This window comes from Isoptericola sp. S6320L (genome assembly GCF_023015685.1).
Classification (GTDB): Bacteria; Actinomycetota; Actinomycetes; order Actinomycetales; family Cellulomonadaceae; genus Isoptericola; species Isoptericola halotolerans_A.
Genome location: NZ_JALKAT010000049.1, coordinates 1 through 15,151 on the forward strand (window position 1 = coordinate 1; position 15,151 = coordinate 15,151).

Genomic DNA, 15,151 nt, shown 5'->3' on the forward strand with positions numbered 1-15,151 from the left:
CGGTCGGCTGGGCGCCGACACGGCGTGTCGTGCACCCACAGCGATCACCGGGTCAGGCCGAGGCGAGGCGTCCGTCCAGCTCGGCGGCCAGGTTGTCCGCCTCCGGGCCCACGATGACCTGGATGATGCTGCCCGAACGGACCACGCCGAAGGCACCGGACGTCTTGAGGCCGTGCTCGTCGACGAGCTGGGGGTCGGACACCTGGACACGCAGTCTCGTGATGCACGGTTCGAGCTCGACGACGTTGGTGGTCCCGCCGAGGGCTGAGAGGATGTCTTCCGCCTTGCTCATTCGGTATCTCCCCAGGAAGTGGTTCGTCGGATCGCGTCGTTGCAGGTCCATCACCACCTTAACGTCTCGGGCAACCGGGCGGGTCGGCAGAGCGGTGCCGGGCGTCCGTCGGGTGACCGCCGCCACGGTCCACCGGTGCGCCGATCTGGGAAGATGTGCCGGTGACGACACCCACCTTCTACGACGACATCGGCGGGCACGCCACGTTCGAGCGCCTCGTGGACGTGTTCTACGCGGGCGTCGCGGACGACGAGGTGCTGCGCCCCATGTACCCCGAGGAGGACCTCGGCCCCGCCAAGGAGCGGCTGACGCTCTTCCTCGAGCAGTACTGGGGCGGACCGACGACGTACAGCGAGCAGCGCGGGCACCCGCGCCTGCGGATGCGGCACGCGCCCTTCAAGGTGAACCCGGACGCCCGCGACCGCTGGCTGGCCCACATGCGCACCGCCGTCGACTCCCTCGAGCTGGCCCCGGCGCACGAGTCCCAGCTGTGGGACTACCTGGAGCGCGCGGCCTTCAGCATGATCAATACCTTCGAGGAATGATGCGGAGCGAGCCTGCGAGCGCAGCATCATTCCGACCCCAGGTTCGAGGAATGATGCGGAGCGAGCCTGCGAGCGCAGCACCATTCCGACCACAGGTTCGAGGAATGATGCGGAGCGAGCCTGCGAGCGCACCACCATTCCGACCAGAAGAGACAGAGGAGTGAGTCTGAGCGTGACCGTGACCGACACGAGCGGTAGCCCCCTCGACCAGCTGCTCGCAGCCCTGGACCTGCGGGAGGTCGAGGGCTGGGGCCCGCGCGGCGAGGACGACCTCTGGCGCGGCGAGTCCGTGCCGGGCCCGGGGCGGCGGGTGTACGGCGGGCAGGTGCTCGCCCAGGCCTTGCTGGCGTGCGGCAGGACGGTGGAGGACGACCGGCTCCCGCACTCGCTGCACGCCTACTTCCTGCGCGAGGGAGCCCTCGACTCCCCCGTCGACTTCGCCGTCGAACGACTCCGGGACGGGCGCTCCTTCAGCGCACGCCGCACCCACGCGATCCAGGCCGGCCGCCCCATCCTGTCGCTGACGGCCTCGTTCCAGGTGGACCAGCCCGGCTACGAGGCACAGCTGCCGGCGCCCGACGACGTCCCCGCCCCGGAGGACGTCACCTCGACGTTCGAGGCGCTCGCCGGCGTCGACCACCCGGCGGCGAAGTACTGGTCGGAGGGGTCGGCGTTCGAGCTGGCGCACGTGGGCGGCTCCGTCTACCTCGGTGCTGCGACGGACCCTCGGCCGGACCAGCTGGTCTGGATCCGCGCCCGGCACACGATCGACTCCGACGACCGGCTGCTGCACCGTGCGCTGCTGGCGTTCGCCTGCGACCAGGTCATGCTGGAGCCGGTGCTGCGCCAGGCCGGGACGTCGTGGCTGGACGTGGGCGGCAAGGTCCCGATGGCCTCCCTCGACCACGCGATGTGGTTCCACCGGGACGCGCGCGCCGACGAGTGGCTGCTGTACGTCCAGGAGTCGCCCGGGGCCCAGGGCGGCCGCGGGCTGGGGCTCGCCCGGGTCTACGACCGTGACGGCGCGCTGGTGGCGACCATCGCGCAGGAGGGCATGGTGCGGCTCCCGGGCTGAGCGTGAGCAGCGTCCCCTCCGCATCCCGTGCACGATGACGCAGGTCGTTCCACACTGTCGGGGTGCGTCTACGCCGTTCGTCACCGTCGGACCCGGGCTACTCGCGCCGTCGGAAGGGCGACGGGTGGGTGTTCCTGGACGTCGACGGCATGCCCTTGACCGACACCGACGAGATCGAACGGTGCCGGCAGCTGGCGATACCACCCGCCTGGCGCGACGTCTGGATCTGCCGGCACCAGAACGGCCACCTGCAGGCTTTCGGGCACGACGACGCGGGCCGCGGGCAGTACCTGTACCACCCGCAGTGGCAGGAGCGCCGGACCCGTCGCAAGCACGACCACGTCCTGGAGTTCGCCCGGCGCCTGCCCGGCGCGCGGCGGGGGGTGACCCGCGACCTGGCCCTGCCCAGGTTCCCGCGGCAGAAGGTGCTGGCCCTCGCGTTCCGCCTGCTGGACGAGGCCTACTTCCGGGCGGGGAGCGAGGTGTACGCGCGCAAGCACGGCACCTTCGGGCTCGCCACGATCCGCAAGGAGCACGCGCGGGTGGCCCGGGACGGGTCCGTCCGCTTCCGCTACCCGGCCAAGTCGGGGCAGGTGCGCGACGTGGTCGTGGCGGACGAGACCGTGGCGGGCATCGTGGCGTCCCTCAAACGGCGCCGCGGCGGCACGGAGCTGCTCGCCTGGCGGGACGACGCCGGCGGCGGCCGTACCTGGCACGACGTCACGAGCGCGGACGTGCAGGCGGACATCCGGGCGCGTCTCGGGGAGGACGCCACGCCCAAGGACTTCCGGACCTGGCACGCGACCGTCCTGACGGCCCAGGCGCTGGCGGAGACCGGGCCTGCGCCCTCCTCGCAACGGGCCCGACGGCGCGTCGTCGCCTGCATCGTGAAGGACGTGGCCGAGGAGCTCGGGAACACCCCGGCCGTCGCCCGGTCGTCGTACATCGACCCCCGCCTGTTCGACCTGTGGGAGCGGGGCGAGACGATCCCCGCCGCCCGCCGCCGGTCGGGCGCCGAGCGGGCCGTGCTGGAGCTGCTCGGATGAGGGCCGTCGTCACCGGGGTCACCGGCTACGTGGGCGGCCGGCTCGTGCCCGAGCTGCTGGACGCCGGGTTCACCGTCCGCGCGCTCTCGCGGAACCCGGCCCGCCTGGACGGGCGTGAGTGGGCCGACGACGTCGAACGCGTGGCGGCCGACGTCGGCGACCTCGAGGCGGTGCGCGACGCGCTCGAGGGGGCCGACGTCGCCTACTACCTGGTCCACTCGCTCGGGACGGGCCGCACGTTCGAGGCCGTCGACCGCCGCAACGCCCTGACGTTCGCCCGTGCCGCGCGCGAGGCGGGCGTGGGCCGCATCGTCTACCTGGGCGGCCTCTACCCCGACGTCCCCGAGGGCGAGCTGTCCCCGCACCTCGCGTCCCGCAAGGAGGTCGAGGAGATCCTGCTGGCCTCCGGGGTGCCGACGGCGGTGCTGCGGGCGGCGGTGATCCTCGGCTCGGGCTCGGCGTCGTTCGAGATGATGCGGTACCTCACCGAGCGGCTCCCGGCGATGACGACGCCACGCTGGGTGGACAACCGCATCCAGCCGATCGCGATCCGTGACGTCCTGCGCTACCTCGTCGGCGCGGCGACCATCCCGGCCGAGGAGTCGCGCGGGTTCGACATCGGCGGCCCGGACATCCTGACGTACCGCGAGATGATGCACCGCTACGCCCGGGCCGCCGGCCTCCGGCGGCGGGTCATCGTGGGCGTGCCGGTGCTCACCCCGCGCCTGTCCAGCCACTGGGTCGGCCTGGTCACCCCCGTGCCGTCGGGCATCGCACGCCCGCTCGTCGAGTCGCTCCAGCACGAGGTGGTGTGCCGGGACGACGACGTGCGCCGGTTCGTGCCGGACCCGCCCGAGGGGCTCGTCGGCGTCGATCGCGCGATCGAGATGGCGCTCGCTCGCGTCCACGACGGCGAGGTGACGACCCGCTGGTCGTCGGCCTCGCTGCCGGGGGCGCCGTCGGACCCGCTGCCCACGGATCCCGACTGGGCCGGGGGGTCGTTCTACGTGGACGAGCGCCGCACGGTGGTGGAGGCCCCGCGCGACGTGCTCTGGCAGGTGATCGAGGAGATCGGCGGCCAGGACGGCTGGTACTCGTGGGCGCTCGCCTGGCGGTTGCGCGGGGTGCTGGACCGCCTCGCCGGGGGGCCGGGTCTGCGGCGCGGCCGTCGCGACGAGCATCAGCTGCGCGTGGACGACGTGCTCGACTTCTGGCGGGTCGAGGCGATCGACCCCGGCAAGCGGCTGCTGCTGCGCGCCGAGATGAAGCTGCCCGGCCTCGCGTGGCTCGAGCTGCGCGTCGACGAGGCGGCGGAGGAGGTCACGGACAGCGACGACGACGGTCCGGTGCCCGAGGACGCCGCCGGCCCGGGCCGCACCTACTTCGCCCAGCGGGCGCTGTTCCACCCCCACGGCCTCGCCGGCCAGGTCTACTGGTGGTCGGTCGCCCCGTTCCACGGGATCGTCTTCGGCGGGATGCAGCGCAACGTGGCTGAGGAGGCCGAGCGGCTGTTCCGCCGCTCGGCCTCCTGAGCCTGTCGGCGTCAGCCCGCCGGGACCGTCCCGGTGCAGTCGAGCTCCTGCGCGGCCGGGGCCGCACCGTTGCCGATGAACCCGACCGTGGCGGTCTGGTCGGCACCGAGGTCCGCGTTCCACGACTCCGGCGTGACGACACCGTCGGCGAGGCGACCGCCCCACATGTTCGACGTCGTCAGCCCGTCGGGAACGGTGACCTGCCAGCCCTGGACGCCCTCGCCGCCCCCGGTGACCGTGATGGCGCCCTGGTACCCGCCGGACCAGGAGTTCGCGATCGAGAGCTCGGCGGTGCAGGCACCGGCCGGCGGGTCGACCTCGCCCTCCCCCGTCGTCACCGTCACGGCGTCGGACGCAGCGGACACGTTGCCCGCGGCGTCGTGCGCCGTCACCGCGTAGGTGTACTCGGTCGACTCCTCGAGGCCCGCGTCGGTGAACGAGATCGTGGTCCCTCCGACGCCGGCCACGACCTCGCCGTCACGGGTGACGTCGTACCCGGTCACCCGCACGTCGTCCGTCGACGCGGTCCAGGAGAGCTCCACCGTGGTGCCGTCCGCCGTCGCGGTCAGGTCCTGCGGTGCCGTCGGCGCCTCGACGTCCTCCGGCGGCTCGACGACGTCGCCGAAGAGCCGGTCGTAGTCGGCGAGCGCCGTCGCCACCGCCGTCTGGGCCCAGAACCGGTGGTAGGTGAACTCCGGCTCCGGCCCGCCGTCGAGGTGCGCCTGGACCTTGTCCCACTCGGGGTCGTCGCGCAGGAACGAGCGGATGTCGATGAAGGACACGCCGGGCTCGATGACGTCGCCGTTGGGCATGGTGCCGCTCCAGCCCTCGGGGACGTAGACGCCGTCGCCGTCCGGCTCGGTCAGCACGTCGTCGAAGCGGCCGTAGTCGCCGCGCGTCTCGGTGGTGGCCACGCCCAGGGGGTCCGAGCTCTGCGTCCACAGGGCGTCGAGCAGGTCGTGCGAGACCTGCTGCGCCTGCGTGTCGCCGGAGGCCGCCGCGTAGTACATCAGCGTGCGGGCGAGAGCGCCCGCGACGCCGACGTCCTGGCCGTACCCGGTGACCTCGACGCTGAGGCCGGAGTTGTCACCCGGGTTCTCCGGGTCCCAGGTGTCGGGCTGACCGGTCCAGGCGATGTTGGACGGGATCTGCCAGTCGTCCTCGGAGACGGTGATGTGAGAGATCACCCACGGCACCCAGGAGTCCAGGATGTCCTTCGCCCGTTCGTCGCCGGTCTCGTGGTAGAGCTGCGCGATCCGCTCCACGCCCCAGCCCTGCATGCCGAACCACTCGTTCGACGGCGGGTCGTGGTAGACCGGGGCCTCGTCGTAGGCCATGCCGTAGAACGTCGACGTCCCGGCGGGCCGCTCGGCGTAGGCGCCGTCCCAGCTGTTCGTGGCGCCGCCGGCGATGCCGCCCTCCGGGGACTGGAGCCACTGGAAGAGCTCGACCTGCCGGTCGAGGCTCTTCGACCAGTCGTCGTCGGCGGTCGCCGAGTCGGGCACGAGGTCGGGGTCGTTCGCCAGCGCCCAGGCGGCCATCGGGTTCTGGTAGCCGAAGTGCGCGTGGGAGGAGCCGATGCGCCAGGCCCACGGAGCCTGCTCGTCGAGCGCGCCGCCCCAGGCGTAGTACCAGCTCAGCAGGTAGTGGGCGCTGTCGCGACCGCTGCCCGCGGGGCACGACGGCGAGTCGCAGCCGGGGGTCTTGAAGTACTTGTCGAACAGCGAGTACCGCAGGTAGTCGCCCATCTTGGCGGCCTTGCCCACGGTCTCGGCCACGGCCTCCGGCTGGCCCTGCTCGGTCGCGAACTTGTTGGCCCAGTAGGCCGCCTCGACGGCCCGGGCGTCGGCGTCGGGGGCGTTGGTGTACTTCCACTGCTTCGCCGGTTGCGGGTCGGCCGTGAACAGGTCGAGGTAGCCGAACTCCCCGCCGTAGGAGAAGTCGTCGATCGACGGCTGCGGGATCGTCTCCCAGACGGACTCCTCGGGACCGCGCTGGAACGTGTTGATGTAGCTCGTGCCCTCGTGGTCGGGGCCGAGCAGCTCGCCGGAGCCCGGGGCGGCGCCGTAGCCGTAGACGTTGTCGACGTCGGCGAGCCAGTGCATCCCGTAGATCTCATCGGTGCCGTAGGTCTGGGAGAGCTCGCCCGCGAGCGGGTCGCTGCCGACGGTGACCCCGGAGTCGAGCTCGGAGGGGTAGCCGCTGGGGTGGTTGTGCTCGGCGGCGTAGGTGGCCGGGCTGCCCGGGTCGTAGGCGCCGTTGGTGGGCTGGTTCTCCGTGGTCGGGATCATGTACGCCTCGAGGGTGGCCCAGGCGTCGTTGAACGGTTCCCAGTCCCCGGTCACCTGACCGTATGACGTCTCCAGCCAGAGCCAGAACGAGTATGCCTCGCTCGTGGTCTCGTGACCGTTGTCCGGGGCCTCCACCATGAGCGACTCGACGGCGTGGTACGGGATGCCCTGGTCGGAGAAGTACCCGTTGGCGGGGTCGTGGATCTTGTCGTAGAGCTCCAGGAACCGCTGGGTGTACTCCCCGTCGGTGTCGAGGTCGCCGAGCGCCGCGGCGACGGGTGCCGCGGCGGCGTCGGCCGACGCGGGCGGCGCCGCGCCGGCGGGGACGGCCGCGACCAGCGCGGCCAGGGTGGCCGACGCCGCGGCCCCTGCCAGCAGCCGAGATCGGATGGATGCGCGATGCATGGTGCACCTCTCTTCGTTGAGCGGACACCCTGACGATCGACGGATGGAAGCGTTCCCACAACGCGGCGAAACGTTTAGGAGGACGCCCCGCCCGCTTCGTGGGCGGGGCGTCCTCGGCCCGGCGTCACGCGTGGGCGTCGGCCGTGGCCTGCCACCGCAGCACGCCGGTCTTGCGGTTGAGCTCGGCGGTGACGCGCTCCAGGACATCGGCCGCCCTGAGGGGAGCACCGCCCGGCTCGGTCGTGGCGACCCGCTGCACGTCGGCCCGCGAGCCGAGGACCGCGGCGAGCCGCGCCGCCCGGTGCTGAGCGGACCTGCCGTCCTGCCCGTCGAGCAGCACCGCCACACCCGCCGTCCCGACGGCGGTGGCGCAGTCGTCCTCGTCGAGCTCGCCCCGCAGCCGGCGCAGGTCCGCGCCCGCCGGCGGTCCGGGCAACGACACGGCGAGGACCTGCCACGCGTAGGCGGGCAGCCGCCGGCGGCGACGGATCGCCCGCTCGAGGCGGTCCACGAACAGCTCGTGCACCACCAGACCCGTCTCCACGTCCACGAAGGGGCGCTCGACCGGGAGCACCGGCGACGACGCGGTGTCCCCGACCACAGCCATGGCGCCCACGAGCCGGGCCGGCCGGTCACCGGCGTCGTGCACGGTCACCGCTCGGCACCGGACACGCAGGTAGTCGCCGTCGGCGTGCCGGATGCGGTGCTCCACGTCCAACGGCTCGCGCGTACCCGACAGCTGCGCGGCCACGGCGGCGTGCACCCGCCGGGCGTCCTCCGGGTGCACGCGGGAGAACCACTCGCGCGGGTCGTCGGCGAGCGCGCTGCGGTCCAGGCCCACGGTCCTGGCCCAGGCTTCCGAGTAGCGCACGGTGCCGGCGTCGACGTCCCAGTCCCAGGTGCCGTCGTTGGCCGCGATCGAGACGAGGGCGGAGCGCTCCTCGACCTCGGCGACGTCGTGCGCCAGCGCCCGCTCGCGCTCGGCCTCTTCGACGAGCCGGCGGCGCTGGTCCTGCAGGGCCGTCAACGACTCCTCGGCCTCGAGGGCCACGGCGAGCATCGCGGCCCAGTGGTTGTAGCGGGCGCGGGTGCTGGTCGCCCGCGAGTCGACGAGCCCGCCGACGGCCAGGAACCCGCGGTCGGACCGGCCGAACGCCACCGGGACCACGACGGTCAGCGAGCGCGGGTCGGTGAGTGCCGGCGGCGGGAACTCCTGCGAGGGCATCGTGCGGCCCACCAGGTTCTCCCCCGCGCCACCCCGTACGCCCACGACGCGCAGCACGCGCTCGCCGGGGCGCGCGGGGTCGTCCTCCCACAGCGCGAGCGCCGCCGTCGAGGTGCGTGCGCGCGGCATCCAGTCCAGGCGGCGCAGGGACTCCCCGTCGGCCCGCATCAGCTCCAGGTCGACGAGGTTCTGGTCGACGAGGTCCTGCTCGAGCCGCCCCGCGCGCGCCAGGTCGCCGTGCGCGCACCCTCGGGCGAGCGCCACGACGATCTCGGAGATCGCCTCCTCGACGGCGTCGGCAGCCTCCGGCTCGAGCCCGGCGACGACGGCCGGGCCGTCCTCCCGGGTCGCCGCCGCAGCGGCACGCTCGGCCAGCCGCTCGCGCACCCGCACGCTCTCGAGGCGCAGCGCCGGGACGAGCTGCTCGAGGGCGCCCGGCCCCGGGCGCAGGGTGGCCGTGCGGTCGCCGAGCGCCCGCAGCGCCGTAGCTGGCGGCTGCTGGGCCGTCGCGACGCTCGCCTCGACGAGCTGGCGCACCATCGTCAGCCAGGCCTCGGTCGCCCCGGGGTTGCGCACGCCGTCGGCACGGGCGAACACCACGCGGGCGACCGTCCCGAGCGGGTCGGGGTCGCAGCGCGGTGCGCTGCCCGCCACCACCACCGTGCTCCGGGTGCCCCGCGCGCAGCCGCACGACTCACGCATCACCAGCGCCGAGACGTCGAGCCGGTGCACGCCTCCGACGCGCTCCCCGCGGGCGCGCGCCAGCACCAGCTCCGCGGCCCGCTCCCCGACCGCGTCGTGCATCGGGTCCACCGACGTCAGGCGGGGCCACGTGCGAGCACCGACGTCCGAGTTGTCGAAGCCGACGACGGCTTGGACCGCCGGGGCGTCCAGCCCGGACAGGTGCAGCCCGCGCAGGAACCCGACGGCGTTGCGGTCGGTGGCCGCGAGGGTCGCCGTCGTGGCCATGCCCTGCTCGGCCAGCCGGCGGGCCACCGCCTCCGCGGCGGCCTCCTGGTTGTCGCGGGTCCGGTACACGTGCTCGGGGGCGTGCTCGAGGCCGTGCGCCGCCAGGGCGTCGCGGAAGGCGTCGTAGCGCTCGGCGATGTCACGCTGGTCGGTGCTGCCGAGGAACCCGATGCTGCGGTGACCGTGCTCGACCAGGTGGTCGACGGCTGCCCGCACGCCACCGACGTTGTCGGGCGACACGGCAGGTGCCCGCAGGTCGTCGGGCGGGACGCCCAGGGTCACGACCGGGGTGCCGGTCGCGTCGAGGCGCCGCAGCTCGGCGTCGGCGAGCGCGGTGGTCACGACGACCAGACCGTCGTACCTGCCCAGGCCCGGCGCGGCACGCCGGTAGGGCGGCACGGGGAACTCGTCACGATCGATGTCGGCCGGGTACGTCTGCACCGCGACCAACCGGTGCCCCTCGGAACGCAGCACCCGGGCCATCCCCGCGAGCATCCGCCCGAAGTAGTAGCCACCGACGACCGGGCACAGCACCCCGATCGTCAGTGTTCTGCCTGGTCCTCTGCCTGCCTGTGCCCAGATCGACACGTGCACCACCGTCCTCGCCGTCGAGTCCTGCGTGCGCCCCCCGCAGGTGCATCATGCCCTGAAACCCGGCAGAGTGTGGGAGCGTGTCCAGAACCCCAGCCACCGGCGGCACCCCTGCGGCCGCCGGTCGCCGCGTCACGATCACCGACGTCGCGCGGGCCGCCGGCGTCTCCATCGCGGTGGTCTCCTACGCGCTCAACGGACGTCAGGGGGTGTCCGACAGCACCCGGCGGCACGTGCTCAAGGTGGCAGCCGACCTCGACTGGCGCCCCAGCGCCGCCGCCCGCTCGATGCGCTCCGCCGCCGTGACCAGCGTGGGTCTCCAGGTGCTCGACGGCGTCGGCGCGTCCCACAGCCGGTCGGCCGGGCTCGACCTCGCGAGCGGGCTGCGGGCGGTGCTGGGCAACGTCGCGCTCTCGGTCGAGGTGGCCGCGGACCGCGCGACGGGTGCCACGGACCTCGAGCGGGACTGGAGCGAGCGACGGCACACCGCGTTCGTCGTCCAGGACCTGCTGCTGGACGACCCCCGCACGCGAGCAGCGGCGCGGGTCGGCGCGCAGGTGGTGGGCGTCACGCCCCCGGGCCTGGGCACGGCCGGGGTCGAGCGCGGCGTGTGGTTCGACGGCGACGCGGAGGCCGCCGTCGGGCGCTACCTCGTCGACCTGGGGCACCGACGGCTGGTGCTGCTGGTGGCCGACGCGGACGGCGACGTCGCCCGGGCGCTGCACGCGGGCCTGCTGACCGCCACGGCCGGTCTCGTGGCGACGGTGGACGTCGTCGAGGCCGCGTCGGCACCGGCGGCCGGGGCTGCCGCCGCCCGCTTCCTGGCGGACGACCAGCGGCCGACGGCGGTGGTCACCGACGGCGACGTCACGGCGCTGGCCGTGCTGGAGGCGGCTCGCCATCGTGGCCTGGAGGTGCCGTGGGACGTCTCCGTGGTCTCCGGCGCCGATGCCGAGACCTGCCGCCTGGTGGATCCGCAGCTCACCGCGGTCGGCCGGCCGTGGCACGACCTGGCCGCGACCGTGGCGTCGGCCCTGCGGATCGCCCCGCAGCCGCCGGCAGGGGTGCCGTCCGCGCGCCTGGTGATCCGCGGGACGACGGCCCCGCCACCGAGCACCGGACTGCCCTAAACGTTTCAGCGGGATGCGCGTGGGAGCGCAACCAGGCCACGTTGGGGACGTCGGGCCGACAGCCCGGCGCACGGGCGACGAGGCCCGTGCTTCCGATCTCCTGGAGGATCCCGTGCGATCACGATCCTTGCGGCCCCGCGACGAAGCGGTGTCCCGACCCGTCGCCGTGGCGGCGACGCTGGCCCTGGCCGCTGTCCCCCTGCTGGGCGCCACCACCACCGCCTCGGCGGCGGAGCGGGTCGACAACCCGTACGTCGGCGCCGACCAGTACGTGAACTCCTACTGGTCCGAGAACGTGGTCGACGCCGCCGCGGAGGCCGGCGGCGACCTCGGCCAGCAGATGCTGACCCTCGCCGACACCCCCACCTCGGTGTGGATGGACCGCACCTCGGCCATCGAGGGCAACGTCGACGGGCCCGGCCTGCGCTACCACCTGGACGCCGCCCTCGAGCAGCAGCAGGGTGACACCCCGATGGTGTTCAACCTGGTGATCTACAACCTGCCGGGGCGCGACTGCTACGCGCTGGCGTCCAACGGTCTGCTCGACCCCACGCCCGAGGGCATGGCCGAGTACAAGAACGAGTACATCGACGTCATCGCCGACATGCTGGCCGAGCCGCAGTACGCCGACCTGCGGGTCGTCGCCACCATCGAGCCGGACTCGCTGCCGAACCTGGTCACCAACATGTCCGAGCCCAAGTGCCAGGAGTCGGCGCCGTACTACCGCGAGGGCACGGCCTACGCCCTGGACCGCCTCTACGAGGCCGGCAACGTCTACTCCTACATCGACGCGGCGCACGCCGGATGGCTCGGCTGGGACTCCAACGCCGGACCCGCCGTCGACGTCTTCCAGGAGGTCGTCACCAGCACCGAGCACGGCTACGACACCGTGGCCGGGTTCGTGACCAACACCGCGAACTCGACCCCGCTGCACGAGCCGTTCCTGGAGGACGAGCCGTTCGGCAGCGGCGGCGGCACCCAGGTGCGCCAGGCGGACTTCTACCAGTGGAACAGCGACTTCGACGAGCTCGACTGGACCGAGCACCTGTACTCGCTCGCCGTGGCTGCCGGGTTCCCCTCGGACATCGGCATGCTCATCGACACCTCGCGCAACGGCTGGGGCGGGCCTGACCGGCCGACGGCCGAGAGCAGCTCCAGCACCCTGAACACCTATGTGGACGAGTCCCGCGTGGACCGCCGCACCCACCGTGGCGCGTGGTGCAACCCGGCCGGGGCCGGCCTGGGCGAGCGCCCGACGGTCACCCCGACCGCCAACCCGGCCTCGCACCTCGACGCCTACGTGTGGGTCAAGCCTCCGGGCGAGTCGGACGGCAACTCCGAGGAGATCCCGAACGACCAGGGCAAGAGCTTCGACCGCATGTGCGACCCGACGTTCGCCTCCCCGAAGCTCGACGGCAAGCTCACCGGCGCCCTGAGCGGCGCACCGCTGGCCGGCCAGTGGTTCCAGGACCAGTTCGAGATGCTGGTGACCAACGCCTACCCGCCGATCGACGGCGGCTCGGTCGACCCCGACACCGAGGAGCCGACGGCACCTGCCGACCTGGCGGCGACCGGCACGACCAGCACCTCGACGGACCTGACCTGGGGCGCCTCGAGCGACGACACGGGCGTCACCCGGTACACGGTCCTCGTCGACGGCGCGGAGGCCGGGACGAGCGCGACGACGTCGTACACCCTCACCGGGCTGACGCCGTCGACCACCTACGAGGTGACCGTCACCGCGCGCGACGCGGCGGGCAACGTCTCCGCGGCGTCGGCACCGGTGACCGTCACGACGGAGGAGGCGACCGGCGGGGAGGACACGCAGGCGCCGACCGTGCCGACCGGGCTCGCGACGGGCGAGGTCACGTCGTCGTCGGTGGAGCTCACCTGGGCGGCCGCCGACGACGACACCGGCGTCGCCGGCTACCGGGTGCACCGGGACGGTGACCTGGTCGCCGACGTGACGGGGACCTCCGCCACGGACTCGGGTCTCGCCGCGGACACCGCGTACTCGTACACGGTCACCGCGTACGACGCGGCCGGCAACGCCTCCGCGGCCTCGGACGCCCTGTCGGTGACCACCGAGGCGGGTGGGACCACGCCGACCGGCGGGTGCACCGTGGACTACTCGGCCAACTCCTGGAACACCGGGTTCACCGGATCCTTCCTGGTGACGAACGACTCCGACGCCGCGATCGACGGCTGGGAGCTGACGTTCACCTTCGCCGACGGCCAGACCGTGGACCAGATCTGGTCCGCGCAGGCCTCGCAGAGCGGTTCCGCGGTGACGATCACGCCCGCGGCGTGGTCGACCACCATCCCGGCCGGCGGCTCCGTGACCTTCGGCTTCAACGGGTCGCACTCCGGGACCAACACGGCTCCGGACGACTTCGCCCTCGACGGCGTGGCCTGCGACATCGCCTGACCCTCGCGGGGGCGGCTCCGGCCGCCCCCGCCCCCTGCTCCGCGGCCGGGGCTCCGTGCCCCGGCCGCGGGACCCACGCCATCTTCCGGAGGAATCATGCGAACACCATTCGAAAACGATTACCACGACCGTGGCGCCCGCCGGTCGGTCGCCGGGGCCGCCGCCACCGCCCTGCTCGGCGGCGCGCTGCTGGCAGGCGGGATGCTGACCGGGCCCGCCCAGGCGGCCGAGCCCGTCCACGAGCCGCTCCGCGACGCCGCGGAGCGCCAGGGCATCACGCTCGGGTTCGCCCTCACGCCGGGTCATCTGAACGACCCCGGCTACCGCGCGATCGCCGAACGCGAGTTCAACCTCGTCGTCGCGGAGAACGCGATGAAGTGGGACGCCACCGAGCCGAGCCAGGGCAGCTTCAGCTGGGGCCAGGCCGACCAGGTCGCGGACTTCGCCGCCGCGCAGGACGCCGACCTGTACGGCCACACGCTCGTGTGGCACTCCCAGCTGCCGGGCTGGGCGGAGGGCATCACGGACCCCACGCGGCTCCGCGACGCGATGTACGACCACATCGACGCGGTGGCCGGGCGGTACGCCGGCGACGTCGACTCCTGGGACGTGGTCAACGAGATGTGGGAGCAGGACGGCAGCCGCCGCCAGAGCGTCTTCCAGCGCGTGCTGGGCGACGGCTACATCGCCGACGCGCTGACCCGGGCCCGGCAGGCCGCACCGGACGCCGACCTCTGCCTGAACGACTACAGCACCGACGGCATCAACGCGAAGTCGACGGCGATGTACGACCTGGTCGCCGATCTCCTCGCCGACGGGGTCCCGATCGACTGCGTCGGCTTCCAGTCGCACCTCATCGTCGGGCAGGTGCCGAGCACCTACCAGCAGAACCTCCAGCGGTTCGCCGACCTCGGCGTCGACGTCCGCATCACCGAGCTCGACGTCCGGATGAGCGTCCCGGCATCCACGACCGACCTGGCGCAGCAGGCGCGGGACTACCGCGCCGTGGTCGAGGCGTGCCTCGCCGTCGACCGCTGCACCGGCGTGACCGTGTGGGGCATCGACGACGGGCACTCCTGGGTGCCCGACGTGTTCGGCGGCCAGGGCGCGGCCCTGCCGTGGGACGCGCAGTACCGGGCCAAGCCCGCCTACACCGCGATCGCCGAGGCCCTGGGCGCGCAGGTCGAGGGCGAACCCGACCCGGACCCGAGCGACCCGGGTGACCCGGGCGACGCCGCGTGCTCGGTGAGCTGGTCGAACGCCGGCTGGAACACGGGGTACACCGGCACGGTCACCCTGACCAACACCGGCGACTCCTCCTGGAGCGCGTGGACGCTCACGGCCGACCTGCCCGCCGGGCAGACGCTGACGAACGGCTGGTCCGCCGACTGGTCCCAGTCCGGCTCGACGATCACGGCCACCCACGCCGCCTGGAACGGTGCCGTGCCCGCGGGCGGGTCGGTCCAGATCGGCTACAACGCGACGCACAGCGGTGACAGCGGCGTGCCGACGCAATACACGGTGAACGGCGCCGACTGCTCCTGACCCGACCCCCGCTCGCCTCCCGTTGTGGGCGGGAAATCTGGCCCGATACGCACCTTTGGTGGCGATCTCGCGCCCAG

10 protein-coding genes are annotated in these 15,151 nt (G+C 73.3%); 7 read left to right on the top strand and 3 right to left on the bottom strand.

Features of this window, described 5'->3' with window-relative positions:
* Positions 1-52: 52 nt before the first annotated feature.
* Positions 53-292: a glucose PTS transporter subunit EIIB gene (locus tag MWU57_RS17170; RefSeq protein WP_106266518.1), complete on the bottom strand. Its 240-nt coding sequence runs from the start codon at positions 290-292 to the stop codon at positions 53-55.
* A 161-nt stretch (positions 293-453) separates the two neighbouring features.
* Between MWU57_RS17170 and MWU57_RS17175 the strand changes: the two genes are divergently transcribed.
* From MWU57_RS17175 to MWU57_RS17190, 4 genes are all read left to right on the top strand, one after another.
* On the top strand, positions 454-837 hold the full coding sequence (locus MWU57_RS17175; RefSeq protein WP_106266928.1) for a globin: 384 nt from the start codon (positions 454-456) through the stop codon (positions 835-837).
* 172 nt (positions 838-1,009) lie between these two features.
* Positions 1,010-1,912, top strand: a complete 903-nt coding sequence (locus MWU57_RS17180) for an acyl-CoA thioesterase II (protein WP_106266929.1) — start codon at positions 1,010-1,012, stop codon at positions 1,910-1,912.
* A gap of 62 nt (positions 1,913-1,974) precedes the next feature.
* Positions 1,975-2,958, top strand: a complete 984-nt coding sequence (locus MWU57_RS17185) for a DNA topoisomerase IB (RefSeq protein ID WP_246910889.1) — start codon at positions 1,975-1,977, stop codon at positions 2,956-2,958.
* Positions 2,955-4,490, top strand: a complete 1,536-nt coding sequence (locus MWU57_RS17190; RefSeq protein WP_106266520.1) for an SDR family oxidoreductase — start codon at positions 2,955-2,957, stop codon at positions 4,488-4,490. Before MWU57_RS17185 ends, MWU57_RS17190 begins: the two co-directional genes overlap by 4 nt.
* An 11-nt stretch (positions 4,491-4,501) precedes the next feature.
* Here the strand turns inward: MWU57_RS17190 and MWU57_RS17195 are convergent, their stop codons facing one another.
* On the bottom strand, positions 4,502-7,186 hold the full coding sequence (locus tag MWU57_RS17195) for a glycoside hydrolase family 48 protein (RefSeq protein ID WP_246910890.1): 2,685 nt from the start codon (positions 7,184-7,186) through the stop codon (positions 4,502-4,504).
* 124 nt (positions 7,187-7,310) lie between these two features.
* Positions 7,311-9,968: a substrate-binding domain-containing protein gene (locus tag MWU57_RS17200; RefSeq protein ID WP_246910892.1), complete on the bottom strand. Its 2,658-nt coding sequence runs from the start codon at positions 9,966-9,968 to the stop codon at positions 7,311-7,313.
* A gap of 83 nt (positions 9,969-10,051) precedes the next feature.
* Here MWU57_RS17200 and MWU57_RS17205 point away from each other — a divergent pair, with 83 nt between their 5' ends.
* The 3 genes from MWU57_RS17205 (at position 10,052) to MWU57_RS17215 (ending at position 15,074) form a co-directional block, all read left to right on the top strand.
* On the top strand, positions 10,052-11,101 hold the full coding sequence (locus tag MWU57_RS17205) for a LacI family DNA-binding transcriptional regulator (RefSeq protein WP_246910894.1): 1,050 nt from the start codon (positions 10,052-10,054) through the stop codon (positions 11,099-11,101).
* A gap of 148 nt (positions 11,102-11,249) precedes the next feature.
* Positions 11,250-13,529 carry a glycoside hydrolase family 6 protein gene (locus tag MWU57_RS17210; RefSeq protein WP_246910896.1) on the top strand — a complete coding sequence of 760 codons (2,280 nt, stop codon included), beginning with the start codon at positions 11,250-11,252 and terminating at the stop codon, positions 13,527-13,529.
* Between the two features lie 96 nt (positions 13,530-13,625).
* Positions 13,626-15,074 carry an endo-1,4-beta-xylanase gene (locus MWU57_RS17215; protein WP_246910898.1) on the top strand — a complete coding sequence of 483 codons (1,449 nt, stop codon included), beginning with the start codon at positions 13,626-13,628 and terminating at the stop codon, positions 15,072-15,074.
* Positions 15,075-15,151 lie beyond the last annotated feature (77 nt).